At 69.1% G+C, this 25,214-nt stretch carries 21 protein-coding genes; 13 read left to right on the top strand and 8 right to left on the bottom strand.

Annotation, left to right across the window (positions count from 1 at the left end; genetic code table 11):
• The first annotated feature begins 63 nt into the window (after positions 1-63).
• The 5 genes from lptF to rsmA all read left to right on the top strand — a co-directional run bounded on the left by lptF (position 64) and on the right by rsmA (position 7,049).
• Positions 64-1,224, top strand: a complete 1,161-nt coding sequence (lptF, locus tag AO398_RS02575) for an LPS export ABC transporter permease LptF (RefSeq protein WP_058190422.1) — start codon at positions 64-66, stop codon at positions 1,222-1,224.
• Positions 1,225-1,231: 7 nt separating this feature from the next.
• On the top strand, positions 1,232-2,320 hold the full coding sequence (gene lptG, locus AO398_RS02570; RefSeq protein ID WP_058190421.1) for an LPS export ABC transporter permease LptG: 1,089 nt from the start codon (positions 1,232-1,234) through the stop codon (positions 2,318-2,320).
• A gap of 78 nt (positions 2,321-2,398) precedes the next feature.
• Complete coding sequence (locus tag AO398_RS02565; protein WP_058190420.1) at positions 2,399-4,978, top strand: LPS-assembly protein LptD; 2,580 nt, start codon at positions 2,399-2,401, stop codon at positions 4,976-4,978.
• Between the two features lie 77 nt (positions 4,979-5,055).
• Positions 5,056-6,174, top strand: a complete 1,119-nt coding sequence (gene pdxA / locus AO398_RS02560) for a 4-hydroxythreonine-4-phosphate dehydrogenase PdxA (RefSeq protein WP_058190419.1) — start codon at positions 5,056-5,058, stop codon at positions 6,172-6,174.
• Positions 6,171-7,049, top strand: a complete 879-nt coding sequence (gene rsmA, locus AO398_RS02555) for a 16S rRNA (adenine(1518)-N(6)/adenine(1519)-N(6))-dimethyltransferase RsmA (protein WP_058190418.1) — start codon at positions 6,171-6,173, stop codon at positions 7,047-7,049. Before pdxA ends, rsmA begins: the two co-directional genes overlap by 4 nt.
• Before the next feature lie 42 nt (positions 7,050-7,091).
• On the opposite strand, the gene AO398_RS02550 is transcribed toward rsmA, so the two are convergent.
• From AO398_RS02550 to AO398_RS02540, 3 genes are all read right to left on the bottom strand, one after another.
• Complete coding sequence (locus tag AO398_RS02550) at positions 7,092-8,060, bottom strand: TIM44-like domain-containing protein (protein WP_058190417.1); 969 nt, start codon at positions 8,058-8,060, stop codon at positions 7,092-7,094.
• Positions 8,061-8,184: 124 nt separating this feature from the next.
• Complete coding sequence (locus AO398_RS02545) at positions 8,185-9,279, bottom strand: ATP-binding protein (protein WP_058190416.1); 1,095 nt, start codon at positions 9,277-9,279, stop codon at positions 8,185-8,187.
• A 131-nt stretch (positions 9,280-9,410) separates the two neighbouring features.
• Entirely contained in the window at positions 9,411-10,043 is a 633-nt protein-coding gene (locus tag AO398_RS02540) for a helix-turn-helix transcriptional regulator (protein ID WP_007567824.1), read from the bottom strand.
• A gap of 569 nt (positions 10,044-10,612) precedes the next feature.
• Here AO398_RS02540 and AO398_RS02535 point away from each other — a divergent pair.
• The 4 genes from AO398_RS02535 (at position 10,613) to AO398_RS02520 (ending at position 14,875) form a co-directional block, all read left to right on the top strand.
• Entirely contained in the window at positions 10,613-10,963 is a 351-nt protein-coding gene (locus AO398_RS02535; protein WP_058190415.1) for a DUF952 domain-containing protein, read from the top strand.
• On the top strand, positions 10,960-12,036 hold the full coding sequence (locus AO398_RS02530) for a quinone-dependent dihydroorotate dehydrogenase (protein ID WP_058190414.1): 1,077 nt from the start codon (positions 10,960-10,962) through the stop codon (positions 12,034-12,036). The genes AO398_RS02535 and AO398_RS02530 overlap by 4 nt, the downstream gene beginning before the upstream one ends.
• Before the next feature lie 266 nt (positions 12,037-12,302).
• On the top strand, positions 12,303-14,600 hold the full coding sequence (locus AO398_RS02525; RefSeq protein WP_058190413.1) for an FdhF/YdeP family oxidoreductase: 2,298 nt from the start codon (positions 12,303-12,305) through the stop codon (positions 14,598-14,600).
• A 5-nt stretch (positions 14,601-14,605) separates the two neighbouring features.
• Positions 14,606-14,875: a hypothetical protein gene (locus AO398_RS02520; RefSeq protein WP_058190412.1), complete on the top strand. Its 270-nt coding sequence runs from the start codon at positions 14,606-14,608 to the stop codon at positions 14,873-14,875.
• Between the two features lie 88 nt (positions 14,876-14,963).
• On the opposite strand, the gene AO398_RS02515 is transcribed toward AO398_RS02520, so the two are convergent.
• Together AO398_RS02515 and AO398_RS02510 are read right to left on the bottom strand one after the other, a co-directional pair.
• The gene (locus tag AO398_RS02515) at positions 14,964-15,362 is read right to left on the bottom strand and encodes a glyoxalase/bleomycin resistance/extradiol dioxygenase family protein (RefSeq protein ID WP_244498638.1); all 399 of its coding nucleotides are present in this window, start codon (positions 15,360-15,362) and stop codon (positions 14,964-14,966) included.
• A 1,458-nt stretch (positions 15,363-16,820) separates the two neighbouring features.
• Complete coding sequence (locus AO398_RS02510; protein WP_058190410.1) at positions 16,821-17,534, bottom strand: YafY family protein; 714 nt, start codon at positions 17,532-17,534, stop codon at positions 16,821-16,823.
• 86 nt (positions 17,535-17,620) lie between these two features.
• On the opposite strand from AO398_RS02510, the gene AO398_RS02505 reads away from it, so the two are divergent.
• Positions 17,621-18,034, top strand: a complete 414-nt coding sequence (locus AO398_RS02505) for a VOC family protein (RefSeq protein ID WP_058190409.1) — start codon at positions 17,621-17,623, stop codon at positions 18,032-18,034.
• A gap of 232 nt (positions 18,035-18,266) precedes the next feature.
• On the opposite strand, the gene AO398_RS02500 is transcribed toward AO398_RS02505, so the two are convergent.
• A complete protein-coding gene (locus AO398_RS02500) occupies positions 18,267-19,160 on the bottom strand; it encodes a CoA ester lyase (RefSeq protein WP_058190408.1) in 894 nt (297 codons plus the stop codon).
• A 215-nt stretch (positions 19,161-19,375) separates the two neighbouring features.
• On the opposite strand from AO398_RS02500, the gene AO398_RS02495 reads away from it, so the two are divergent.
• The gene (locus AO398_RS02495) at positions 19,376-19,714 is read left to right on the top strand and encodes a hypothetical protein (protein ID WP_058190600.1); all 339 of its coding nucleotides are present in this window, start codon (positions 19,376-19,378) and stop codon (positions 19,712-19,714) included.
• 85 nt (positions 19,715-19,799) lie between these two features.
• On the opposite strand, the gene AO398_RS02490 is transcribed toward AO398_RS02495, so the two are convergent.
• Positions 19,800-21,179, bottom strand: a complete 1,380-nt coding sequence (locus AO398_RS02490; RefSeq protein WP_058190407.1) for an MATE family efflux transporter — start codon at positions 21,177-21,179, stop codon at positions 19,800-19,802.
• A 17-nt stretch (positions 21,180-21,196) separates the two neighbouring features.
• On the bottom strand, positions 21,197-21,541 hold the full coding sequence (locus tag AO398_RS02485) for a DUF6460 domain-containing protein (protein ID WP_058190599.1): 345 nt from the start codon (positions 21,539-21,541) through the stop codon (positions 21,197-21,199).
• A 202-nt stretch (positions 21,542-21,743) separates the two neighbouring features.
• Between AO398_RS02485 and AO398_RS02480 the strand changes: the two genes are divergently transcribed.
• The gene (locus AO398_RS02480) at positions 21,744-22,700 is read left to right on the top strand and encodes an alpha/beta hydrolase (protein WP_058190406.1); all 957 of its coding nucleotides are present in this window, start codon (positions 21,744-21,746) and stop codon (positions 22,698-22,700) included.
• Positions 22,697-25,213 carry a ligase-associated DNA damage response DEXH box helicase gene (locus tag AO398_RS02475; RefSeq protein WP_058190405.1) on the top strand — a complete coding sequence of 839 codons (2,517 nt, stop codon included), beginning with the start codon at positions 22,697-22,699 and terminating at the stop codon, positions 25,211-25,213. Before AO398_RS02480 ends, AO398_RS02475 begins: the two co-directional genes overlap by 4 nt.
• Position 25,214 lies beyond the last annotated feature (1 nt).

Genomic DNA, 25,214 nt, shown 5'->3' with positions numbered 1-25,214 from the left:
CGCCCCTTTTGTCGGGTCCCTGGCCGTCGAGGGCGCGAGAGCACGGGCGGAACTGCCGGGCCAATGAGGCAGATCGAGCGCTACATCTTTCGGATCGCCCTGGGCGCGAGCCTCGCCTGCCTGATCGGCCTCACCGGCACGATCTGGCTGACGCAGGCCTTGCGCGAGCTCGATCTCGTGACCGCCAAGGGGCAGACGCTCCTGGTATTCCTGTTCGTCACCGGCCTGTCGCTGCCGACGTTGGTGGTGGTGATCGCGCCCGTCGCGCTGTTCATCGGCACCGTCTATGCGCTGAACAAGCTTAACGGCGATTCCGAGCTGATCGTGATGTCGGCGGCCGGCATGCCGCCGCGCGCGCTGCTGCGGCCGTTCCTGACGCTCGCGCTGTTCGTGAGCTTCCTGGTGGGCTTCCTGGTGCTGGTGGTGATGCCGGCAAGCTTCCAGGAACTGCGCGACGTGATCACCCGGGTCCGGGGCGACTTCATCGCGAACGTCGTCAAGGAGGGGCAGTTCACCCAGCTCGACAACGGCATCACCTTCCATTTCCGCGAGCGCGGGCCCGGCGGGGTCCTCAAGGGCCTGTTCATCCAGGACCGGCGGGAGGCCGGCAAGACCAAGGTCTACCTGGCGGATCGCGGTACCGCGGCCGACATCGACGGGCAGAGCTTCCTGATCCTGGAAAACGGCAGCGTCCACCAGCAGCAGAAGGACTCCCGCGATTCCTCGATCCTGACCTTCGAGCGCTACACGATCGACCTCGCGGCCTTCGCGCCGCCGGATTCCGATACGATCTACAAGCCGCGCGAGCGCTCGACGTCGCAACTGCTGTTCCCCGACCAGACCGAGGGCTACTACAAGCTGCAGAAGGGTCGATTCCGGGCCGAGCTCCATGACCGGCTCTCGGCCTGCCTGTACCCGCTGGCCCTGGTCTTCATCGCCTTCGCGGCGCTTGGCGATCCCCGCACCACCCGACAGGGTCGGGGGCTCGCGGTCGCCGGCGCGATCCTGGCGGTGGTGGCCCTGCGGATCGCGGGCTTCGCCGCGGTGAGCGCCGCCGCGCGCAGCGCCGGGGCGGTGGCAGCGATCGCCGGCGTGCCGATCCTGGCGATCGCCCTCTCCTGCCTGCTGATCTTCTTCGGGCCGCGCGTGCGCGCCTTCAACGCCGCGCTGGCGGGGGCCGTGCGTGCCCTGTTCCGCGCTCCGCGTCTCGCGCCAGCCCGCTGAGCCTCGGATGCTGATCGGTCCGACCCTCGGGCGCTATTTCGCCGCCCGGTTCGCCCGCACGGTGCTCGGTGTTTTCGTCACCGTGTTCGCGTTGGTCTACACCCTCGACTTCGTCGAGCTGCTGCGCCGCGCCGGCGAAGCCGAGGGGGCCTCCACGGGGCTGATGGCGCTGCTCTCGCTCTACCGCACCCCGGCGGTGGCCGAGGGCGTGCTGCCCTTCGCGGTCCTGTTTGGCTCGATGGCCGCCCTGCTCCAGCTCTCGCGCAAGCTGGAGCTGGTGGTGGCCCGGGCGGCCGGGATCTCGGCCTGGCAGTTCCTGCAGCCCGGCTTCTTCGTGGCCCTCGGGCTGGGGGCGGTGGCGGTCGGGATCTACAACCCGGTCTCGGCCCTGCTGAAGCAGCGGTCCACCGAGATCGAGGCGAAGATCTTCGCGAAATCGACCAAGGCGTCCTCCGGCAAGGACCTGTGGATCCGCCAGCGCGGGCTGGACGGTGAGGCGATCATCCGGGCCGAGACCGCCATCGAGGGTACCACCACGCTGGCCGGCGTCTCAGTCTTCACCTTCGACGCGGCCGGCAAGTTCGCCGAGCAGATCATGGCCGCCCGTGCGACGCTTCATGACGGCTACTGGGAGCTCTCGGACACGCGCCTGCTGGCGCCCGACGCGCCGCCTGAGTCGTTCGACACCTACCTGATCGCCTCGAACCTCGACCCGGGGCAGGTCCGGCAGCGCTTCACACCCCCGGAATCTGTGCCTTTCTGGCAACTTCCCACAACCATCGCGCGGACCGAGCGGGCCGGTCTCGACGCCACGCGGTACCGTCTCCAGTACGATGTCCTGTGGGCGCGGCCGGTCCTGTTCCTGGCGATGGTGATCGTCGCTGCAACCGTTTCCTTACGGTTCTTCCGCTTTGGTGGGGTCGGTAAACTCGTCCTCGGAGGCGTGGCGGCAGGCTTCGCCCTCTACGTGGTCCGACAGGTCATGGAGGGGCTCGGCGCGTCCGGACTCGTCGCCGCACCGGTGGCGGCCTGGTTCCCGGCCGTGGTAGGCAGTCTTCTCGGTACGCTTACGCTTCTGTACCAGGAAGACGGCTGACGCCCGCGATCCATCGCGGGACGGGAGACGGGTGTGTGAGGTTCGTGGCGGATCACGTCACAGGGGTTGGGTCGCGCGTTGCGTAAGGTTGCCCACATCCTGCGGAAGACGGCCCTTCTGGCTGCGCTGGCGCTCGCCGCGCCGCTGGCCGGGGGCGTCTCGGCGCATGCCCAGGGGATGGCCGCGCCCAAGGTCGGCAAGCCGGGCGACAAGCTGCTCGTCGAGGCCGGCGAGCTGATCTACGACAACGACCACAACACGGTGACCGCCCGGGGCAACGCCGAGCTGCATTTCGGCCCCCGGACGCTCCAGGCCGACAGCGTGCGCTACGACCGGGCGACCGGCCGGGTCTTCGCCCAGGGCAACGTCCGCCTCACCGAGGCCGATGGCGGCGTCGTGACCGGCGAACGCATGGAGCTGAGCGACGACTTCAAGACCGGCTTCATCGACGCGTTCCGCGGCCAGCAGACGGTGGAACGGCGCACCGAGACGGTGCGGACGCGCTTCTCCGCGCCCCGGGCCGAGCGCCTGAACGGCGAGCAGACCAGCTTCGAGGCCGGCAGCTACACCGCCTGCGAGCCGTGCAAGGACAATCCGGAGACGCCGCCGCTCTGGCAGATCCGCGCCAAGAAGATCATCCACGACAACGAGACACACACGATCTACTTCGACGATTCCACTCTGGAGATCGCCGGGATCCCGGTCGCCTACCTGCCCTATTTCGAGGCCGCGGACCCGACGGTGAAGCGCAAGACCGGCTTCCTGACGCCGCGCTTCATCTCGACCACGGCGCTGGGCCGGGGCGTGTCGCTGCCGTACTTCATCAACCTCGCGCCGACCTATGATCTGACGATCACGCCGACTTTGCTCAGCCGCCAGGGCCTGCTCGGCCAGGCCGAGTTCCGCCAGCGCATCGACAACGGCTTCTACAACATCCGCCTCTCGGGCATCTCGCAGACGACGCCGTCGGCCTTCCTGCCGAGCCCGCTCGGGGCGGGCGAGCGCGACTTCCGCGGCTCGGTGGAATCGCAGGGGCGGTTCTACATCAACGACCGCTGGCGGACCGGCTGGGACCTCGTCGGCGTCACCGACAAGTGGTTCCTCGACAATTACCGGATCCGCAACCAGAACATCACCACGGATTATTTCCGTGAGGCGACATCGACGGCCTACCTCGTCGGCCAGGGCGACCGGTCGTGGTTCGAGGCGCGGGGCTACTACTTCAAGGGCTTGTCGAGCTTCGACTGGCAGAAGCAGCAGCCCATCGTCGCCCCGGTGATCGACTACGACAAGCGGGTCAACGGGCCGTCCGAGATCGGCGGCGAGGTCCGGTTCCAGGCCAACATCACCAGCCTGACCCGCGAGACGACGCAGTTCCAGGGCCTGCCCCGCACGTCGAGCTACCTGTTCTCGCCGAGCGTGAACGGGATCAGCTTCCCGCTCTACCAGACCTGCACCTACTTCCAGCGCGGCCTGTGCGCGATCGACGGGCTCGCCGGCACCAACACGCGCGCCTCGGCCGAACTGTCCTGGCGGCGCAGCTTCATCGACGATTGGGGCCAGAAGTTCACGCCGTTCGCGTATCTGCGCACCGACGCGTTCTTCACCAATCCGAGCTTCTCCGGCTACCAGAACGACCTGGCTCCCCAGGTCGCCAAGATCGACGACGGCTTCGCCGGCCGGGTGATGCCGGCGATCGGGCTCGATTACCGCTACCCGTTCGTCGCCAATTTCGGCGCGCTCGGCGTCCACACACTGGAGCCGATCGGCCAGGTCATCGCGCGCCCGTCCGAGACCCGGATCGGCCGCCTGCCGAACGAGGATGCACAGAGCCTGGTGTTCGACGACACGTCGCTGTTCGAATGGGACAAGTTCTCGGGCTACGACCGGGTGGAGGGCGGCGTCCGAACCAATCTCGGCGGCCAGTATTCCGTGGTCACGCCGTCCGGCTGGTACACCAACGTCATGTTCGGCGAGTCCATCCAGCTCGCGGGCGTCAACTCGTTCCGCCGGGGCGACATCGCCAATGTCGGGCTGGATTCCGGGCTGGAGACGCAGCGCTCCGACTTCGTGGGTCGGTTCCAGGTCTCGCCGAACCAGAACATCACCTTCATCACCCGGGCGCGCTTCAACCAGGCGGATTTCCACGTCGCCCGGCTCGAAACCGGCGCCACGGCGCGGTTCGCACCGTTCCTGCCGCTCACGGTCTCGGCCTTCTATTCGTATTACGAGGCGCAGCCGCTGCTCGGCTACAGCCACTACCGCGAGGGCGTGACCGCCTCGGCCACCTACAACATCACGCCGAACTGGTTCGTCTCGGGCTCGCTGCTGGTGGATCTCACCCACTACCTCGACGTGCGCAACACCTACACCGACGCCCTGTCGGCCTACCTGTCGAACCCGATCGGGACGGTGCCGACGTACCAGAACCCGGGCCGGTTCTACCTGTCGGGCGCGAGCTTCGGCGGCGGCTACCAGGACGAGTGCACGACCATCTCGCTCAACTACATCAACTCGCCGATCGCCACCGCGACCGGCGTGCGCGAGCGCAATCAGACCGTGCTGCTCCGCCTCGAGCTGAAGACCCTGGGCGAGGCCGATCTCCGCCAGAACGTCGGCACCGCCACCACCGCGGACGGCATCGCCACCGTGCGGTGATGGTCGGGACGCGGTGAAGCACCATCGCGTCACCCCAAAGAGATGCGCCCCGCCCCCACCGGCGCTATAGACCCCGGATGCTGCCGCTCGCCCTCACCCTCGGAGACCCGGCCGGGATCGGCCCGGAGCTGGCACTCAGCGCCTGGCTCGCCCGCGGCGGCCCGGACCCGCTGCCGCCGTTCTTCCTGGTGGCCGATCCGGACTTCATCGAGCGTCTGGCCAACCGCCTGCACCGGCTGGTGCCAATCGCCGAGGTCGATCCGGAGACCGCCGTCGAAGTGTTTCCCCGGGCGTTGCCGGTCGTGCCGCTGCCGAGCGGCGCGACAATCTCCGTCGAGCCGGGCGCACCGGATTCCGCCAATGCCGGCGCGGTGATCGAGTCGATCACGGCTGCCGTCGCCTTCGTGGCGGCCAAGCGCGCCAGCGCGGTGGTGACCAACCCGATCGCCAAGTTCGTGCTGACCCGGGCCGGCTTCGCCCATCCCGGCCATACCGAGTTCCTGGCCGCCCTCTCGGTCGCGCCGGGTCGCACGCCGCCCCGCCCGGTGATGATGATCTGGAGCGACGACCTCGCGGTCGTGCCGGTGACGATCCATGTGCCGCTCAAGGACGTGCCCGGCCTGCTCACCCAGGAGCTGGTGGAGGAGACCGCCCGGATCGTCGCCCGGGACCTGCGCGACCGGTTCGGCCTGCCGGAGCCCCGACTGGTGCTCGCCGGGCTCAATCCGCATGCGGGCGAGGCCGGGACCATCGGCCACGAGGATCGCGACGTGCTCGCCCCCGCGGTGGCGCGGCTGCGCGCCGCCGGCATCGACATCCGTGGGCCGCTCCCCGCCGACACGCTGTTCCACGCCCGCGCCCGGGCGACCTACGACGTGGCCCTCGCGCCGACCCACGATCAGGCGCTGATTCCGATCAAGACCATCGCGTTTGACGACGGGGTTAACGTCACCCTCGGGCTGCCCTTCGTGCGGACCTCCCCCGACCATGGCACGGCCTTCGACATCGCCGGGACCGGCGTCGCGCGGCCCGACAGCCTGATCGCCGCCCTGCGGCTGGCGCGGCGGCTCGCCGACACCGAGGCGGCACGCGCCGGACCGGGGCCTGCCGTCGCCGACATCATCCCGTTCAGCATCTATGCCGGACGGCCGCGCGCATCCGGCGCCCAGCATTTCGACGCCGAGGACGAGCTGTGAGCGACGGAGACGGGCTGCCGCCCCTGCGCGAAGTCGTCGCCCGGCACGGGTTGGAACCGAAAAAAGCTCTCGGCCAGAACTTTCTGTACGATCTCAATCTCACTGGCCGGATCGCCCGGGCGGCGGGACCGCTGGAGGGCGTGACCGTCGTGGAGGTCGGCCCCGGTCCCGGTGGCCTGACCCGGGCGCTGCTCGCGGAAGGCGCGGCCCGGGTCGTGGCGATCGAGCGCGATCCCCGCGCCCTACCGGCTTTGGCCGACATCGCCGCGCATTATCCAGGCCGGCTGGAGGTGGTGGACGCCGATGCGCTGGCCTTCGATCCCCGGCCGCTGATCGGCGACGGCCCGGCCCGGATCGTGGCGAACCTGCCCTACAATGTCGGCACTGCGCTTCTCACCGGATGGCTCGACGGCGAGGCTTGGCCGCCCTGGTGGGATCAGGCGGTGCTGATGTTCCAGCGCGAGGTCGCCGAGCGGATCGTCGCCGGGCCGGAGACCCGGGCCGATTACGGCCGGCTCGGCGTGCTGTGCGGCTGGCGCACGGAAGCCGACATCCTGTTCGACGTCAGCCCCTCGGCTTTCGTGCCGCCGCCCAAGGTCACATCCAGCGTCGTCCGGCTTGTGCCCCGGGCGCAGCCCCTGCCCTGCCGGGCCGGCGCACTTGAGGCCGTCACCCGTGCGGCGTTCGGCCAGCGCCGCAAGATGCTGCGCCAGAGTCTGAAGGCGCTGACGCCCGAGCCCGGCGCCCTGTTGGCGGCAGCTGGTATCCTGGAGACGGCCCGGGCCGAGGAGGTGCCGGTGGCCGGGTTCGTTACCCTGGCGAACCTGTGGGACGCGCACAAAAAAGCCGGCGCCGCAGAAACGGCACCGGCTTGAAGGAGCGTCCCGGCCTGAGCGGCCGGGACGTCAAATCCCAAATTAGCGAGTCTGCTGGATCGCCGAGAGCACCCAGCCGCGGCCGGGCTGGCGCTGGAAGGTCCAGAGCTCCGTGGCCTCCGGGGCCGGCTCGGTCTTCACGACCCGGCCACTGGCGCGGTCGACCATGACGTCCTTGAGCGCGTAGCGCATCGCAACGGTGGCGTAGTCGGTGCGATCCTCGCCCCAGGCTTCCGCGAGGTCACCCTGCAGCAGCTTCACGTCGGTGATCTTGTTGACCACCCCCTGAGCAGCGTTGTTGCGCAGCTCCTCGTCGAAGTAGCCGGCCATCTCGGGCGTCGCCAGATTGCCGAGCGTCACCCGGTCCTCGCGGGTGTAGGCATCCTGGATGTCGCCCAGCAGCCGCTCGAACGCCTGGTAATCGGAAGGGCCGATCTCGACCTTGCGGGTCTGCACCGGGCGCGCGCCGCCGAACGCGGCGCCCGCCGCCGGGGCCGGGCCGCCCATCGGGCCACCCGGGTTCGGGCCGCCATCCAGCGTCGAGCGGGCGTAGGGCGCGCCGGCACCGGCTGGCTGGTTGCGGCGGCGGAAGAACCGCACCGCCAGCATCACCACCAGCACCACGAGGCCGACCTGGAACAGCAGGCCGATCATCGAGGCGAGGCCGCCGAGGCCGCCGAAGAAACCGCCGCCGAGCAGGGCGCCCAGCAGGCCGGCGCCGAGCAGACCCGCGAAGAAACCGCCGCCGAAGCGACGACCCTGGGCGGCCGGCGCCTGCATCCCCGGATTGGACATGCCGGGGGACGGTGCGGTCTGGGACCGCTGCATGGTCATGCCGCCGCCCGGCGCCGGCGGCGTGGCCGATGGCGCCGTGTAGGTGCGCGAGCCGCGCGAACCGAAGGATCCGCCGCCGCCCGGACGGGCTTCGGCGATGGGGGCCGCGACGGTCAGGGCAGCGGCCAGCGCCAGGTAGGCGGCCGTGCGCCGACGACGCGAGAATTGGGTGAGCATGTACGCGCCTCTGAGGACGAGAACCGAGTGGCGGAAGCCGCCGACGACTATATGGTGACGGCTTAGCGCGGGTTTTAGTCCGCGGCTCTCGACGACGTGATGACGTTTGTCGCCGGCCGTAGCCTCAGTGCAGCGTCCGGTCCGGCGCGGCCGGGAAGGCCAGGCGGACCTGCGTCCCCTCCCCGGCCCGGCTGTCCAGGGTGATCGTTCCGTTCTGCCGCTTCATCAGCCCATGGACGATCGCGAGCCCCGCGCCCCGTCCCGCCTCGCGGCTGGTCTGGAACGGCGCCAGGGCCCGGGCCAGCATTTCGGGCGATAGGCCCGTCCCGGTATCGCCCACCTGGATGCCCACCGTGCCCGGCCCGGGCTGGTGCATGGCGCGATCGTTGGGATCGACCCGAAAGGTCGACAGCGTCACTGTGCCCCCCGACGGCATCGCCTCGCAGGCATTGGCGACCAGATGCCGCAAGGCGAACTCGATCTGGGTCGGGTTGCTGATCGCCCGCGGCAGGCCCGGCGTCGGGTTCACGACCAGGTGGATCCCGGGGGGGAAATCCGGCGCCAAGCGCTCGGCCACCGCCGCCACGATCGCGTCGAGATCGACGGGTCGCACGTCCGGGGCGATCCGGCGCGAATAGGCCAGGAGCTGGCGGGTCAGGATCGCGGCCCGCTCGGTGGCGTCGGCCGAGCGGACGAGCGCCCGCTGGATGAACGGCTCCGGCCGGTCGCCCAGCCGTCGCTTCAGGCCATCGATGTAGCCGATCAGGATTTGCAGGAAGTTGTTGAACTCGTGGGCGACGCTGTTGGTCAGCAGCCCCAGGGCCTCGCGCTGCCGCGACAGCGCCAAGGCGCCCTCGGCCTCCCGCCGTGCCGTGACGTCGAGGATCTGACAGATCTTCTCGTCGGCGCCGGGAAGCGGCCCGGCGGCCAGACTCGCCCAGAAGCTGGTCCCGTCCGACCGCAGGGCCAGGAATTCCAGCGGCCCGTCGGCGGACAGGTCGGGGGGCGAACCGCGGCTCGCCAGGATCAGGTCAAGGCCGCGCTCCGCCAGGGCTGAGGCCGGATGACCGGTCAGGCGCTCGAAGGCCGGGTTGGCCTGCCGGATGCGACCCTGCGCATCGATCAAGAAGCTCGGCGTCGGCAGCGCGTCGAGGAGCGCGCGGGCCTGCCCCGTCAACGGACCGCCCTCCACGCCGTGATCCATCCCGGGCTGCGTCATGCTGCGTCCGAGCTAAGCGGGTGCGGGAAACCCGCGAGAAGGCCCGCGATAGCGACGAATAGCGGCCGGGCCAAGTGGGCGGCCCGAGTGGGCGGTCCAAGTGGGCGGAGTTTGATCTCGGAGCGCGGTGGCTATTGCCGGACCCACATTACCCGGGCCATCCAGGCAACCTCGCCGATATTGAGGACGCGGTCCTCGTGTTCCGGGTTGAGCGAGACCAGCTCCACGGTCCGGGCGGTGCGCCGCTTCAATTCCTTGGCGAGGACCTCGCCGCCGTGGAGGCGCACCACGACGCGGTCGCCCTTGCGGACGCTGGCGGTCGGCGAGACGATCAGCACATCGCCGTCGCGGAACAGCGGCTGCATGGAATCGCCCTGAATCTCCAGCGCGAAGGCACGCTCCTCGCCGAGATCGGGGAACTCGATCTCCTCCCAGCCGGCGCCTCCGGTGGGCATGCCCTCGTCGGTGAACAAACGCCCCGCCCCGGCCTGGGTGAGGCCGATCAGCGGGACCATGGTGCGGGCGGGGATCTCCCGGGCCTCGATCAGCCGCAGGAACTCGTCCAGGCTGGCGCCGGTGGCGGCCAGGACCTTCGAGACGGATTCCGTCGAGGGCCAGCGCTTGCGACCGTCCGCGCCGATGCGTTTGGAACGGTTGAAGCTGGTCGCATCGAGGCCCGCACGCCGGGCGAGCCCGGACGCGGAATAGCCGTGACGCTCCGCCAGGCGGTCGATGGCGTTCCAGATCTGCTCGTGAGACAGCATGTCGGGCTCGGCGGCTCAAGCTCGGCGGGTCGGCGCCCCCGTCTCGCCAGCCGGCACCCGGCTGCCTCGGGGGCACGGCGGCAGTTTCCCCGGAGGATGCGGACCGAACCCGCCGGAGATGCGCGGAATACTGAAGACCGTCACGAGCCGGCCCGCGTCTCCCGTTTCAGGCGCGGGTCTGTGACGCTCAGCCTAGTCATAGGAAAGTAGAACTACAACCTGCAGAATGCAATCGCCCTGGGAATCGATTTGGTATCCCGACGCTGCCGATCGACGGCATTGCTCCTCGGGTGTCGCTTAGATCGATGCCCCTCCACCCAGTCCTTTCATCCTGAGGTATTGCGAAGCCGCCCTGAACGCGAACTCCGGGAACCTCAGCGATGCGGCGATAGCGTCGTCGAGGGGGCCGCTCGCTCCGCCACCTGAGGATGACGGGGGGGTGGATCAGTGCTTCCGGCTGCTGCCAGGCCCCCAGCCCGTAGGCCCGATCGCCCTTCCCCCGTCAGTCGGCCACGGTTCCGATGCCCGGAGTGATGAGCTATGGACCCTCCGACGCCCAAGGAACACCGATGCCGCTCATCTACAAGATCTGTCCGCGCGCGCTCTGGCGCGAGGCCGAGGCGGCGGGCCGGTTCACCGGTGCGCCCGTCGATCAGGCGGATGGCTTCATTCATTTCTCGACCGCCGAGCAGACCGCCGAGACGGCGTCCCGCCACTTCGCCGGCCAAGCCGACCTGCTGCTGATCGCCGTCGAGGCCGAGAGCCTGGGCGCGGCCCTGGTCTACGAGCCGTCGCGCGGTGGAGCCTTGTTCCCGCACCTCTACGGCGACCTGCCGCTCTCCGCGGTCGTGTCTGTGGCGGAGTTGCCGCTTGGCGAGGACGGGCAGCATGCCCTGCCGGCGGGAATCCCGCGCACATGATCGCCGCCGTCTTCCCGCTGATCCGCCCGCTGCTGCACCGGCTCGACGCCGAGCGCGCGCATGATCTGACCCTCCGCGCCCTGTCGCTGCTGCCGCCGGGGAAGCCGGCCGCGGACGACCCGCGGCTGGCCGTGGACCTGCTGGGGCGCCGGTTCTCCAATCCGGTCGGCCTCGCCGCCGGCTTCGACAAGGGCGCCCGGGTGCCGGACGCGATGCTCGGCCTCGGCTTCGGCTTCGTGGAGGTCGGCGGCGTGGTGCCGCGGCCGCAGCCCGGCAACCCGCAGCCGCGGGCGTTCCGCCTTCCCGCCGCCCGGGCGGTGATCAACCGCTATGGCCTCAACAGCGAGGGGCTGGACGTGGTGGCCGGGCGGCTCCGGGCCCGGGCCGGCCGTCCGGGCATCGTCGGGGTCAATATCGGAGCCAATAAGGAATCTACAGACCGCCTCGCCGATTACGTCGCCTGCACCGCGACCCTCGCCCCGCTGGTCGATTTCGTCACCGTCAACGTCTCGTCGCCCAACACGCCGGGCCTGCGCGACCTCCAGGGCGAGGCCTTCCTCGACGAGCTGCTCGCCCGGACGGTCGAGGCCCGGGATACGGCCGGCGCCAGGGCGGCGGTGCTCCTGAAGATCGCCCCCGACATGGCGCTGGACGCCCTTGACGCGATCTGCGCCACGGCGCTGAAGCGCGGCGTCCAGGCGCTGGTGGTCTCGAACACCACGGTGGCCCGGCCCGAGAGCCTCCGGGAGAAAAACCTCGCCCGCGAGACCGGTGGCCTTTCCGGCCGCCCGCTGTTCGGACCGGCGACCCGGATGCTGGCGCAGACCCGGCTCCGGGTCGGGGACCGGCTGCCGCTCATCGGGGTCGGCGGCGTCGATTCCGCCGAAGCCGCCTGGACGAAGATTCGGGCCGGGGCGAGCCTCATCCAGCTCTACTCGGCGCTGATCTATGACGGGCCAGGGCTGGTGGATCGCATCAAGGCCGGCCTCCTGGAGCGCATGGCGGCGGAGGGCGTCACCGCGCTGAGTCAGGTCGTCGGCCGGGGCGCGGAGGAGCTGGCCCGCGCGGCGTGAGCGCCGTTCGATCCCGCTTCCCAACCGGGGCTCGCGCGCTGCCCTGAATTGGTTCGCTGCGCGCGTCATAACGGAGCGGGATCGACCGGCCGCAGAGCGTCCGACCCGCCAGTTTAGAAAGGCTTTGCCAAGCGGGGACTTAGCCTGTGTCCCGCGCATGAGGGGCCTGCGCGCGCCTGCCATTGTGAGCGGTGTCCCAAGCCGCTTATCTCGCGGTAGCGATTGGGCGAGCCCGGCTCGCCTCCCGAGAACATCCAGGACAATCCATGGCCCAGCCTGACGGGGCTCCCAAGCGCTCATCCGCCGCCGGCGGCTGGGGCGCTCTGAAGAGTTGCGGCAAGCACCTGCTCGGCTCGCGCGCCCCGCTGTCGGGCGCCCGCGCCCTGCTGAAGGCGAACCAGCCGGACGGGTTCGATTGCCCGGGCTGCGCCTGGGGTGACCCGGAGCATGGCTCGTCCTTCGAGTTCTGCGAGAACGGCGTGAAGGCGGTCTCCTGGGAGGCCACCGACAAGCGCACGCCGCCGTCCTTCTTCGCCCGCCACACGCTCACCGAGCTGCGGGGCTGGAGCGATTACGCCCTGGAGGGCGAGGGCCGCCTGACGCACCCGATGCGCTACGATTCGGCGAGCGACCGCTACCGGCCGGTGAGCTGGGACGAGGCTTTCGCCGAGATCGGCGCGACGCTCCGCGGCCTCGACCATCCCGACCAGGCCGAGTTCTACACCTCCGGCCGGGCCTCGAACGAGGCCGCGTACCTCTACCAGTTGTTTGCCCGCGCCTACGGGACCAACAACTTCCCCGACTGCTCGAACATGTGTCACGAGGCTAGCGGCGTCGCGCTGATCGACGCCATCGGCATCGGCAAGGGCACGGTCCTGTTGGAGGATTTCGAGAAGGCGGACGCGATCTTCTGCGTCGGCCAGAATCCCGGCACCAACCATCCGCGCATGCTCGGCGACCTGCGCCGGGCGGCCGAGCGCGGCGCCAAGGTCGTGGTGCTGAACCCCGTGCGCGAGCGCGGTCTCGAGCGCTTCGCCGACCCGCAGAACACCGTGGAGATGCTGCGCGGCGCCAGCGGCGCCATCGCGAGCCACTATCTCCAGCCGCGCTCCGGCGGCGACATGGCCGCCTTCCGGGGCATCGCCAAGATCGTGTTCGCCCGCGATGCCGAGGCGCTCGCCTCCGGCCGGCCCTCGCTCCTCGACCGGGCGTTCCTCGAGCACCACACCGCCGGGCTCGACGCCTACCGGGCCGCCGTTGACGCGACGAGCTGGAACGCGATCCTCGACCAGTCGGGCCTGACCTTCGACGACATCTCCGCCATGGCGGATGTCTATCTCGGCGCCCAGCGGGTGATCGCCACCTGGGCCATGGGCGTGACCCAGCACCGCCATTCGGTGGCGACCGTGCGGGAGATCGCCAACCTGCTGTTCCTGCGCGGCCATATCGGCCGGCCGGGCGCGGGCCTGTGCCCGGTGCGGGGCCATTCCAACGTGCAGGGCGACCGCACGGTCGGCATCAACGAGCGCCCGTCCGTGGCCTTCCTCGAGTCGCTGGAGCGGCATTTCGGCCTCGCCATGCCCCGCCGGCACGGTCACAACGTCCTGGCGGCGATCCGGGCCATGCGCGACGGCACGTCGAAGGCCTTCATCGGCCTGGGCGGCAACTTCCTGCGCGCGACGCCGGATACCCCGGTGGTGGCGCAGGCCCTGGCCTCCTGCCGCCTGACGGTCCACATCGCGACCAAGCTCAACCACGCCCACCTCGTGCCGGGCGCCATCGGTTACCTGCTGCCCTGCATGGGCCGCACCGAGATCGACCGGAACGCGGCGGGCAAGACCCAGATCGTGACCGTCGAGGATTCGATGAGCATGGTCCACGGCTCGGGGGGCATCAACAAGCCGGCCTCGAAGGAGCTGCGCTCCGAGATCGCGATCATCGCCGGCATCGCCCAGGCCACCGTCGGCTCGGCCGCCATCGATTGGGCCGGGCTCTCGGCCGATTACGACCGGATCCGCGACGCCATCGCCGCCACGATCCCGGGCTTTTCCGAGTACAACACCCGGGTGCGCAAGCCCCGCGGCTTCATGCTGCGCAACCTCGCCGCCGAGCGGGTGTTCGAGACCGCGACCGGTTTGGCCAACTTCTCGGCGGACCCGCTTCCGGTCGAGACCGAGCACCAGATCGCCACGAAATCCCGGGACACCTACGTGCTGCAGACCTTCCGCAGCCACGACCAGTACAACACCACGATCTACGGCCTCGACGATCGCTACCGCGGCGTCTACGGCGAGCGGAAGGTGCTGTTCGCCCATCCGGACGACCTGGTGGCGATCCGCGACCGGCTCGGTGAGCGGGTCGACATCGTCGGCCTCCATGCCGACGGCGTGACAAGGCGGGCCGAGGATTTCCGGCTGGTGCCCTTCGACATGCCCCGGGGCGCGGTCGCCGGCTATTACCCGGAGCTCAACGTGCTGGTGCCGCTCTCAACCTTTGGCGAGAAGAGCGACACGCCGACCTCCAAATCGGTGCTCGTGACCCTGGAAGCTCGGGCGGCGGCGTAGGCCGCATGGATCGCGAGCTCAACGAGGCGGCGTTCGTTGTCGCCCTCGACCGTATCACCGCGGCCCGTCCCGGTATCGATTCACTGGAGGCGGGACTGCTGGCGGCCCTCGACCTCGGCCTGCCCGGCGACAGCCGCGCCTTCGCCCGCAGCTTCGGGGTGGAGCACGCCCTGGTACTGCGTGCGCTCTCGGCGTTGGAGGAGGCGGGCCACGTCACGGTGACAGCGCGCGATGCACGCACGCAGCGGACGCGCTACGAAGCGGCGGCGCGCTGATCGGCGCGGCGCTCCGTTCGAGGACGTCCCCTCCCGGTCCGGGCCCGGTCATCTGCGGCATCGCAAGCCGCCGCGAGCGTGGCAGCCCTTAGCGCCTGCCCTGGTTCATCGCCCAGACGATCCCGAATGGATCGCGCAGCTGGCCGTAGCGGTCGCCCCAGAACATCTCGGCCGGCTCCATCAGGGCGGTGGCCCCCGCCGCGACGGCCTGGACGTAGCGGGCGTCGATGCCCTCGACCATCAGCATCAAGGTGAAGCCCTGGGGCGCAAGCAGCGGATGGCCGTGTTCCGGGAAAGCGTCGCTCAGCATCAGCGACGAGCCGTTCACATGGAGATGCACATGCATGGTCCGCCCGTGCTCGTCGGCCGGCATGGCTGTGACGATCTCAGCCCCGAAGGCACGGACGTAGAACTCGGCGGCTTTCAGGGCGCCGTCCACCGTCAGGTAGGCCACGAGCCCGCCCTTCACCGGGGCCGGAACCGGCATCTCAGGATTTCCGCTGCTCATTCTGGCGTTCCCCGATTGCGGTCTTGCGCCGCGATTTAAGGAATCAATCGGCGCCGCCGATCCAATAGTGTGACATAGGAGGATCGATCGGTCTAGATGGCCGTGAATATTGAAATATGCGCCTGTTTTGCGGGATGTGCGGGCGTTGGACTTGCCGGAGACGCAGGCGCATTCGTCTCAGCCTAGTATGAAAGTTGGGCCGGATTTGCGAAGCTCAGTCTGGACTGGGTTGCGCGTCCGCCGGCGTTAATTAAGCCATCCGGAAGTGCTGGTGATCATCACCGACCGCTCCCCCAGCCGGCCGCGCGGCTTCCTTGCTGGATGCGTGGTGTCCAAGCCACCCGTGGAGCGCTGGGTGCCACGCCGTGCCGGCCCCGACGATCCACCGGCAAATGGCGTGCTGGCAAAGCGTCTCCTGAAACGGCTCAGCGCGCCTCGTCGCGAGCCGCACTGCGGAAGCATCCTCTGGCGAGCATGATCCCCCCGTTCTCAGGGTCTGAATTCCATCACCATGGCCCAGGTTATGTCCGACCAGGATGGAATTGGGACGGCCCGCTTGCGAGGCGCCGAGCCCTCGAAGCGGACGGCGACCGCAACCTGATCACGGAACGATGCCACCGCGCCTAGGACATAGGCTCTCCGGACGGGCACGCCTTCTCGACCCCGGGCCCCTCCTGCGCACGCACAGGGTCAGGACGTTGACGCGGTGCCTCTGCCCCGGCGCGCACGCGCTGAACGCCACGATGGCGGAGGGGAACCGTGCGTTTTTGCCCCAAGGGATCGGCAATCCGCGACGGCGCTTTCCGAGCTAATTCAGTCCGCGTGTCCGTTTGTTTGCTGGCTGAAAATCCGTGCGTGCAGATCTTCCCGTGCGGCCACCGTCTCAACGAACCCCGCAAGCGACTGCCGATTCCCTATTGTTCGAGGCTATCACAATGCGCTGTCTTCCCGCTGGTGTATTCGCTCTCGTCGTTATGGCAACATCTGCTCTTGCCTTGAATGCAGGGGATACGATGCAAGCTTGGGCGGGAGCATCGTCAACGGACAAGGACACATTATTGCGCAAATTGGATGCGGTGAACGGCGGAGATGCGTCCCGCGAACGTGTACGCTCTTGTCTCGACGAAACCTCGAAAACGGCCGGCCACACGAACCTGCCGATTTCAGAAGTCGCAAAAGCTTGCTCCGAACAAGCCGCGCGAGACAATATATAGGCCTCTCACATCAGTTAGGCCTGCTCGGCAATTTTGGGCCGAAGCTGTGACGAGCAACGAGGGGCTGGTCGTCGACCTGACGTGGAAGCCATAACCGTCTACGCGCAAGCGGGTCGATCGAACTGCGATCAAAGACTGGTGCGGGTGGTCTAGTAATTGTCCGCTGGCGGATACGGCGGGCGGTGCGGCAGACGATCGAAGCTTGGGCTGTCCCGCGCCGTTGTCAGCCATGGGGGCGCTCCGCCCCGGCCGCGTCCTCATTCTCCAACGCCTCCAGATAGGCGCGTAGCAGCGACGCCCGTCCCGGCCGGAAGCTGCCGCCCTCCGCATGGGCTTCGACGATGCGGTCGACCCTAAACATTCGGAACGCCGCGCGCAGACGGCACCATGCCAGGACGACCAGCCGTCGCTCCGTGTAGACGAGCGCCAGAGGCAGGATCGTACGTTGCGTGGCCGAGCCGTGTTCGTCCGTGTAACGGATGGCAAGCGCGTCCTCCCGCCAGCACGCCTGCCGGATCAGCCTCAGGTCTTGCACGTGTGGATAGCGTGCGTCGGGGCGGTAGACCTTCGACACGGCGTGGAACAGGTTCTGTTCACGGTCGTCCGGCAGGGTCGCGGCGACCTTGGCCAAGACCGAGGCCGCGGCCGCCGCGAGGTCCGGATCGCCCATGCCGCGCACTTCCGCCATGCCGAGCGCCAACGCCTCAATCTCCAGGCGGTCCAAAGTCTGCGGCGGCAGCGCGTAATCCTCGGTCAGTCGGTAGCCGTAGCCGCGCTCGCCGTCGATGCGCGCCCCTGCCGCCCGCAAGCTGTCGATGTCTCGGTATAGCGAGCGCACCGAGACGCCGGTCTCCTCCGCCAGCCTTGCGGCCGTCACGGGTGCGGGCAAGGTGCGCATCGCCTGCAGGAGACGGAACAGGCGGTCGCTCCGGGCCATCACGCTACTGCCAGTTTATGTCAGGTGGGGGGTGGTACATCCGGATCGTGGGGCACGGCAACATGCCCCCCGTATCGGAGCCCGCCATGAATGTTCAGACGACGACCCACCTTAACTTCCGTGGGCAGGCCCGCGAGGCACTCGACTTCTACCGGTCCGTGTTCGGCGGCGAACAAACCATCGTCACCTATGGGGACCTCGGGGCGACCCAGGACGCTGCGCAGGCCGAGAAGGTGATGTGGGGCCAGGTGGTCTCCGATCACGGCTTCCGGATCATGGCCTACGACGTGCAGCCGGAGAAGCCGTGGAATCCTGGCGAGAACGCGTTCTACGTCTCGGTCCGCGGCAACTCGGCAGAGGAGGTCACCGCGTATTGGGAGAAGCTTCACGCGGGTGCGGCGGTTCGACAGCCACTCGGTGTTTCGGCGTGGTCCCCGCTCTACGGGATGCTGACGGATCGGTTCGGTGTGACCTGGGTCATGGACGTGATGGTCGCCTAATCAGTCATGCCCCTTGGCGGATGATCGAACGTGCGTCCGCTATCCGCCATCGTAGCTGGGGTGGCGGCGACGACGTCGGGGCGCAAGGAACCACCCGACGCGCAAAAGCCGATCGGGTCTAGATCCTTGAGCGATCGCCGCCGATGCGAAGACCGGTTCCGCGTCAGCGCTCGGCAGATGACGGGCTCGGCACCGCTCCCGATTTCAATGCGGCCGGGAGCGGCTCTTGCTCTCAGAACCCCTTCGCCTTGATCGCCTCGGACCAGGTCACGGCGCGGCGGTTCACGCCGAGGTGCTGGCGCTCGTAGAGCCGGCCTTCGAGCTTGATCGCGCCGCGCTTGGCGTATTCCGGGCGCTCGAACGCTTCGATCACCAGCTTGGCCCGGCGCACCTCCTCCTCGGTGGGCGCGAAAGAGGCGTTGGCCGGCTCCAGCTGGGTCGGATGGATCAGGGTCTTGCCGTCGAAGCCCAGGTCGCGCGCCTGGCGGCATTCATCGCGGCAGCCCTCCGTATCGGCGATGTCGTTGTAGACGCCGTCGAGGATCGCCAGGCCCTCGGCCCGGGCGGCGGCGAGCGCCATCATCATCCAGGGCAGCATCGGCACCCGGCCGGGCACGATTTTGGCCCAGGTGTCCTTGGCCAGGTCGTTGGTGCCGAGCACCAGGCAGGTCAGGCGTTTGCGCGGGTCGCGCTTGGCCCGGGCGATCTCCTGGATGTTGAGGATCGAGGCCGGGGTCTCGATCATCGCCCAGACGGCGATGCCCTCCGGTGCGTCGAGGGATTCGAGCCGGTCGGCGATGCTCTCCAGCACCGCCGAGGACGACACCTTGGGCATCAGGATCGCGTCGGGCTTGGCCTCGATCGCGGCGTGGAGATCGGCCTCGCCCCAGGGTGTCTGGGGGGCGTTGACCCGGATCACCAGCTCGCGGCTGCCATAGGCACCGCTCTTGACCGCGGCGCAGACCTGCTCCCGGGCGATCTCCTTCTCTTCCGGGCCGACCGCATCCTCCAGGTCGAGGATGATGCTGTCCACCGGCAGGGTCTTGGCCTTGTCGAGCGCCCGCTGGTTCGAGCCGGGCATGTAGAGCACGCTCCGGCGCAGGCGCAGGTCGGTCGTCGTGGCCATGGGCATCTCCCTCGCAGAGCCGCATCGCGGCCGGTCTTCGTTGCGCCGCACCCTAAAGCACGGGATCGGCCTGGCCACACCTGCGGGAATGGGATCGGTGAGACCGTGCGACGTTTGATACCGGCCGCGGTCGTGCAGTCTCCGGCCCCGCTTTGGTCATCTTCGAACGGCTAAAGGCCGTCAAATCCAATCCCTGGATCCCGGGATCCGATACCATGCGCTCGTTCTCGTCCGTCTTCGTCCTGGCCGGCTTAATCCTGGCCGGATCCCCTGACTCCGCCCGGGCCCAGAGCCGGACGACGCTGGGGGTCGGCTCCGGTGCGGTGGCGGGCGCCCTGGTGGCCGGCCCGATCGGGGCGGTGGCGGGCGCCGTGGTCGGCGGGTTCGTCGGCAACTCGACGGAGCGCGGCCGCCGCCATGTCCGCCGGCGCCGGCATACCAGCAGCCTCCACCGGGCGCCGCAGCGCCGGGCCGAGGCGCAGCTCGCGCGCGCCACCGGGACCGTCGCCCGGACCGCACCGCCGGCCGCCACGGCCTGGAAGGACCCGCACTGATCGCATCGCCGCGCAACCTAAGATATAGGTCGTCGCGCGTCGAAGAATTGGCAGCGGGGCCGTGCAAACCTGCAGCCTGCGAAGGCTATGCGAAGTCGGACGCCGTTTTCCGGATCGGTTTCGCCGAAGAGGTCCCGAACGTCGCGCGGGCCAGGCCCGGAAACGCGAAGGCCTGGAACAGGCCCCGCGCCCCCAGGAAGGCCACGAACGCTAGCCACAGCCCGGTATTGCCGAGGTTCAGGCTCTGCACCACCGCCAGGACGACGCCGTAGATGGTCAGCGCGCCCAGCATCAGGTTGCGCATCGCCCGGGTCCAAGTGGCGCCGATATAGATCCCGTCATAGGCGAACGGTGCCGCCGCAACGAGCGGCGCCAGGGCGGCCAGCGGCAGATAGGCTCTTGCGGTCTCCCGCACCGCCGCGCTGGTGGTGACGCCATCGATGAAGGCGGCTCCACCGCCCAAGGCCAGCAGGCTGACGCCGATCCCGAAGCCGAGGCACCAGAGCAGGCTCAGAGTCGATGCCCGCCGGAACGCCTCCGCGTCGCGGGCGCCAACCGCCTGTCCGCACAGCGTTTCTGCAGCCGTGGCGAAGCCGTCGAGGAAGAACCCGCCGATCAGGAACAGATTCCATAGGACGGAATTGGCCGCCAGCACCACGTCACCCTGCCGGGCGCCCAGCGCGGAGAACAGCACGATGGCGGTGATCAGGGCGAGGGTGCGCAGGATGAAGTCGACATTGACGCTGACCGTCCGGCGCAGAGCCGCGGCATCCCGCAACTCCCGCAGGGGCACCCGGAACGGACGCGCGCCGAGCCGCGCCAGCACGAGCAGGCCGAGGCCGAGCCCGGCCGCTTCCGCGCAGAGCGCGGCCAGCGCCGCCCCGGCGAGCCCCAGGCCGAGGCCGAGCACGAAGGCCAGCGTCAGGCCGATGTTCACCAGATTGATCGCCACCTGCAGCAGCAGACCGAGATCGGTCCGTCCGCGGCCCAGAACCGAGCCGAGCACGCCGTAGCTCGCCAGCACGAACGGGGCGGACAGGATACGGATGTGGAAATAGGTCGCGATGCCTGCGATCACCGCCGTGCTGGCGCCGCTTACCGCGAAGGCGAACTGAGCGATCGGCCCTTGCAGCGCCACGAGGCTCAGGCCGATCACGGCGCCCGCTGCCAGGGCCCGGGCCAGCACGCGGTCGACCTCCGCCGCATCTCGGGCGCCGACCGCCTGAGCGGTCATGCCGGCGGTAGCCATCCGGAGCGCCCCGAAGGACCAGAAGATCGCGTCGAAGATCACGGCCCCCAGCGCCACCGCGCCGAGCAGGGCCGCGTCGCCGAGCCGGCCGATCACCGCCGCGCCGACGAAGCCGAGCATGGGCGTCGTGACGTTGGCCAACGTCATCGGGAGGGCCAAGGCCAGCACGCGGCGATGCGTCGGCAGGACCGGGGCGGCGGCAGGCGGATGCGTCATGCCGCAGCCTTCCCCACTCAGCGTGAGGCGGCGAACAGGCGCGAGATCAGCCAGAGCGGGATGACCACGACCGCACCCGCGACGATCCAGCCGCCGAAATCGTGCAGCGAAGCGAGGCCGATTTCCAGGAGTGCGCGAGCGGAATCATAGATGTGCCAGAACAGCCGGCCCGGTGTGAGGCCGAGCATCGACATGAAGGCGCCGACTAGGACGGACAGGAACAGCAGACGCAGGAACACGCCGGCGGGCGAGCCGCCCAAGAATCGACGCAGCGCCGAGGCGCGTGGTGGGTAGGCCTCCACACCGTAGGCGCCAGTCGGCGGTGGGGCGCCGTGCCGGCGCCGGTCGTGATCGACGAGCATCGCGTCCTCATGAAACCAGAGGGTGTCCGGATCGGCGATGAAACGGGCAGAACCGTGGCCGGAGCACCACACCGCGCCGAAACCGGATCTCGGATCAAACGTTAGCGGGTTTCACCCACGGACCCGAGATGGCAAGCGAGACCCGTCCCGCCAAGATGCCGGGAATGGCCGCGGGACAGCGCCGACGGGGACGAGACCCAGCATGATCGACCACGCCTTGTTCGACCCGGCGACGATCGATCCCGAGACGCTTCGGCTCAATGCCGAGATCGTCGCCCCGGCGGCCGCCCTGCCCGATCCCTGGTCGCTGCCGATCGAGGAGGTGCGTGCCCGCCGCCGCGCCGGGACCAAGGCCGCGCCGGCGATGCCTCACAGCGCTCGGGCCGAATGGCTGACGATCGAGGGCCCCGGCGGCCCGCTGAAGCTCCGGGTGGTCCGCCCCAAGGCCGCCGCGAAGCTCCGTGGCGCTTATCTGCACATCCACCGCGGTGGCTGGGTCTGGGGCGCGGCCGACGAGCAGGATCCGTGGCTCGAGCGCATCGCCGATGCCTGCGGTTTCGTGGTGCTGTCGGTGGAGTATCGGCTCGCCCCCGAGCATCCCTACCCCGCCGCCCTCATGGACTGCGAGGCTGCAGCACTCTGGCTCGCCGGACAGGGCCGGACCGAGTTCGGCATCCACGCCCTGACGATCGGCGGTGAATCGGTCGGGGCCCACCTCGCCGTGATGGTGCTGCTACGCCTCCGAGACCGGCACAACCAGCCGCGGGCGTTTCGGGGCGCCAACCTCAACGCCGGCTTCTACGACCTGGGCTTGACGCCCTCGGTCCGCAACTGGGGCGACGAGCGCCTCGTCGTGAATACCCGCGACCTCACGAAGTTTGCCGACGGCTACGTCCGCGAGGGAATCGACCGCCGCCGTCCCGACGTGTCGCCGATCTATGCCGAGCTGAAGGGTCTGCCACCGGCTCTCTTCACCATCGGCACCGCCGATCCGTTGCTGGATGACACGCTCTATATGTCCGCGCGCTGGGCGGCGGCCGGCAATGGCGGCCACACGGCGATCTATCCCGGCGGCTGCCATGTGTTCGCCCGCTATCCGAGCCCGATGAGTGAGCGTGCCCTGGAACTGATTGACCGCTTCCTGATGGCTTTGGCCTGAGCAAACCGTCAGAACTCCTGCCGGCGGCCTTTCAGGCATGGTTCGCAGCGCGTGGCTGGACACCCCGGCCGCACCAGCTCGACCTGCTGCGGATCGTAAACGCCGGCCAGTCCGCCCTGTTGGTTGCACCGACGGGAGCCGGCAAGACGCTGGCGGGGTTCCTGCCAAGCCTGATCTCGCTGTCGGAGCGGGCAGCCTCGAAGGCGTCGCCAAAAACGACGAAGGGGCTGCACACGCTCTATGTCTCGCCGCTGAAGGCCCTCGCGGTCGATATCGCCCGCAACCTCGATGCGCCGATCGCCCAGATGGCGCTCCCCGTGCGGGTCGAGACCCGGACAGGCGACACCCCCGCGCACAAACGCACCCGCCAGATCAGCCGCCCGCCCGACATCCTGCTGACGACGCCCGAGCAGCTGGCTCTGCTGATTGCTCATCGCGACGCTGCCGAGTTTTTCTCCGGACTGCGCTGCGTCATCCTCGACGAACTGCACGCCCTCGTCACCTCGAAGCGGGGCGATCTGCTGTCCCTCGCGCTCGCTCGGCTGCACCGCCTGAGCCCGGACCTGGCGGCGATCGGCCTGTCTGCCACCGTGCGCGAGCCGGACGAGCTACGGAAGTATCTGGTGCCACAGGTGCAGGCTCCCGCTCCCGCCATGGCCGACCTCGTCACCGTTCAGGGCGGGGCCAGGGCCGATCTGCGTATGCTCGATCTCGGGCGGTCGCTGCCGATCTCGGGGCACACCGCTTGGCACTCGATGCCGGCGATCTACGACCTGATCCGCGAACACCGCACGACGCTGGTCTTCGTCAACACGAGGCTGCAAGCCGAGTACACATTCCAAGAGCTGTGGCAGCTCAACGACGATGCGCTGCCGATCGCGATACATCACGGCTCGCTTGACGCGCAGCAGCGCCGGCGGGTCGAGGCCGCCATGGCGGAGGGCCAGCTGCGGGCGATCGTCTGCACCGCCACGCTCGATCTCGGCATCGACTGGGGCGATGTCGATCTCGTGGTCAATGTCGGGGCGCCCAAGGGCGCGAGCCGGATCATGCAGCGGATCGGCCGCGCCAACCACCGCATGGACGAGCCGTCGAAGGCCTATCTGGTACCCGGCAACCGCTTCGAGATGCTGGAGTGCCAAGCTGCGCTCGACGCCGTCGAGGAGGCCGCGCAGGATACCCCCGACGCAAGGCTCGGCGCGCTCGATGTGCTGGCTCAGCACGTGCTCGGCATGGCCTGCGCCGACGCCTTCGATCCGCTCAGCCTCTACGAGGAGATCATTTCCGCCTCGCCTTATGCAGGGCTAACCTGGGAGTCGTTCGAACAGGTCGTCGATTACGTAGCGACCGGCGGCTACGCTCTGCGCGCCTACGAGCGCTTCGCCAAGATTCTGCGTGGTCCCGACGGGTTGTGGCGGGTCCGCGATGCCCGCACGGCTCAGGCCTACCGGATGAATGTCGGTACGATCGTCGAGGCGGCGCGGGTGCGGGTGCGGCTCGGCCGGACGCTGCGCAGCAAGCCCGGCACAGTCCTACCGAAGGGCGGCCGGGTGCTCGGCGAGATCGAGGACGAGTTCGCCGACACGTTGACCGTCGGGGACACCTTCCTGTTCGCCGGAGAGACTCTTCGGTTCGAGGGTTTGGCCGAGGACGAGGCCCTCGTGACACGCGCGCCGCTCGGCACCGATCCGGCAATCCCCTCCTATGCGGGCGCTAAATTTCCCCTCTCGACGTTTCTGGCCGAACGGGTCCGGGCGATCATCGCCGACCCGTTCGAATGGGATCGCCTGCCGACGCAGATCGGCGAGTACCTGCAGCAGCAGCGCCGCCGCTCGGTCCTGCCGGGCGAACGCGATTTGCTTGTCGAAACCTTCCCGCGGGGTAAGCGCCACTATCTGACGGCCTTCCCGTTCGAGGGTCGACTCGCCCACCAGACGCTCGGCATGCTGCTCACCCGCCGGTTGGAGCGCGACGGGCTGCGCCCTCTCGGCTTCGCGGCGAACGATTACGGGATCGCGATCTGGACCACCCGCGACGTTTCGGAGCGAGCCGCGCTGGACCCTGACTTCATCGGCGACCTGTTCGCCGTCGACATGCTGGGCGACGACCTCGAAGCCTGGCTCGATGAGTCGGCGATGATGAAGCGCACCTTCCGGCAATGCGCGGTGATCGCCGGCTTGATCGAGCGGCATCATCCGGGCCTGAAGAAGTCGGGCCGGCAGGTCACCATCTCGACCGATCTGATCTACGACGTGCTGCGCAAGCACCAACCGGACCACCTCCTGCTCAGGGCCGCGCGGCAGGATGCGGCAACCGGACTCCTCGACGTGAGGCGCCTCGGCATGATGCTAGAGCGGATCCAGGGGCGAATCATTCACAAGGCTCTCGATCGGGTCTCGCCGCTCTCCGTATCCGTCATGCTCGAGATCGGGCGCGAGCGGGTCTACGGCGAAGGTGCCGACGAAATCCTGGCCGAGGCAGAGGCCGAGCTTCTTCAGGAAGCTCTGTCCTGAC

This window comes from Methylobacterium sp. GXS13 (genome assembly GCF_001455965.1).
In the GTDB taxonomy this organism is placed as follows: domain Bacteria; phylum Pseudomonadota; class Alphaproteobacteria; order Rhizobiales; family Beijerinckiaceae; genus Methylobacterium.
This window is presented reverse-complemented; position numbering and strand designations above follow the sequence as displayed.

What these genes read in the sequence shown, in the direction of transcription:
- lptF (WP_058190422.1), top strand. Translation starts at nt 64, where the DNA reads ATGAGGCAGATCGAGCGCTACATCTTTCGGATCGCCCTGGGCGCGAGC.
- lptG (WP_058190421.1), top strand. Translation starts at nt 1,232, where the DNA reads ATGCTGATCGGTCCGACCCTCGGGCGCTATTTCGCCGCCCGGTTCGCC.
- pdxA (WP_058190419.1), top strand. Translation starts at nt 5,056, where the DNA reads ATGCTGCCGCTCGCCCTCACCCTCGGAGACCCGGCCGGGATCGGCCCG.
- AO398_RS02550 (WP_058190417.1), bottom strand. Translation starts at nt 8,060, where the DNA reads ATGCTCACCCAATTCTCGCGTCGTCGGCGCACGGCCGCCTACCTGGCG.
- AO398_RS02545 (WP_058190416.1), bottom strand. Translation starts at nt 9,279, where the DNA reads ATGACGCAGCCCGGGATGGATCACGGCGTGGAGGGCGGTCCGTTGACG.
- AO398_RS02540 (WP_007567824.1), bottom strand. Translation starts at nt 10,043, where the DNA reads ATGCTGTCTCACGAGCAGATCTGGAACGCCATCGACCGCCTGGCGGAG.
- AO398_RS02535 (WP_058190415.1), top strand. Translation starts at nt 10,613, where the DNA reads ATGCCGCTCATCTACAAGATCTGTCCGCGCGCGCTCTGGCGCGAGGCC.
- AO398_RS02530 (WP_058190414.1), top strand. Translation starts at nt 10,960, where the DNA reads ATGATCGCCGCCGTCTTCCCGCTGATCCGCCCGCTGCTGCACCGGCTC.
- AO398_RS02525 (WP_058190413.1), top strand. Translation starts at nt 12,303, where the DNA reads ATGGCCCAGCCTGACGGGGCTCCCAAGCGCTCATCCGCCGCCGGCGGC.
- AO398_RS02520 (WP_058190412.1), top strand. Translation starts at nt 14,606, where the DNA reads ATGGATCGCGAGCTCAACGAGGCGGCGTTCGTTGTCGCCCTCGACCGT.
- AO398_RS02515 (WP_244498638.1), bottom strand. Translation starts at nt 15,362, where the DNA reads ATGCCGGTTCCGGCCCCGGTGAAGGGCGGGCTCGTGGCCTACCTGACG.
- AO398_RS02510 (WP_058190410.1), bottom strand. Translation starts at nt 17,534, where the DNA reads ATGGCCCGGAGCGACCGCCTGTTCCGTCTCCTGCAGGCGATGCGCACC.
- AO398_RS02505 (WP_058190409.1), top strand. Translation starts at nt 17,621, where the DNA reads ATGAATGTTCAGACGACGACCCACCTTAACTTCCGTGGGCAGGCCCGC.
- AO398_RS02500 (WP_058190408.1), bottom strand. Translation starts at nt 19,160, where the DNA reads ATGGCCACGACGACCGACCTGCGCCTGCGCCGGAGCGTGCTCTACATG.
- AO398_RS02495 (WP_058190600.1), top strand. Translation starts at nt 19,376, where the DNA reads ATGCGCTCGTTCTCGTCCGTCTTCGTCCTGGCCGGCTTAATCCTGGCC.
- AO398_RS02490 (WP_058190407.1), bottom strand. Translation starts at nt 21,179, where the DNA reads ATGACGCATCCGCCTGCCGCCGCCCCGGTCCTGCCGACGCATCGCCGC.
- AO398_RS02485 (WP_058190599.1), bottom strand. Translation starts at nt 21,541, where the DNA reads ATGCTCGTCGATCACGACCGGCGCCGGCACGGCGCCCCACCGCCGACT.
- AO398_RS02480 (WP_058190406.1), top strand. Translation starts at nt 21,744, where the DNA reads ATGATCGACCACGCCTTGTTCGACCCGGCGACGATCGATCCCGAGACG.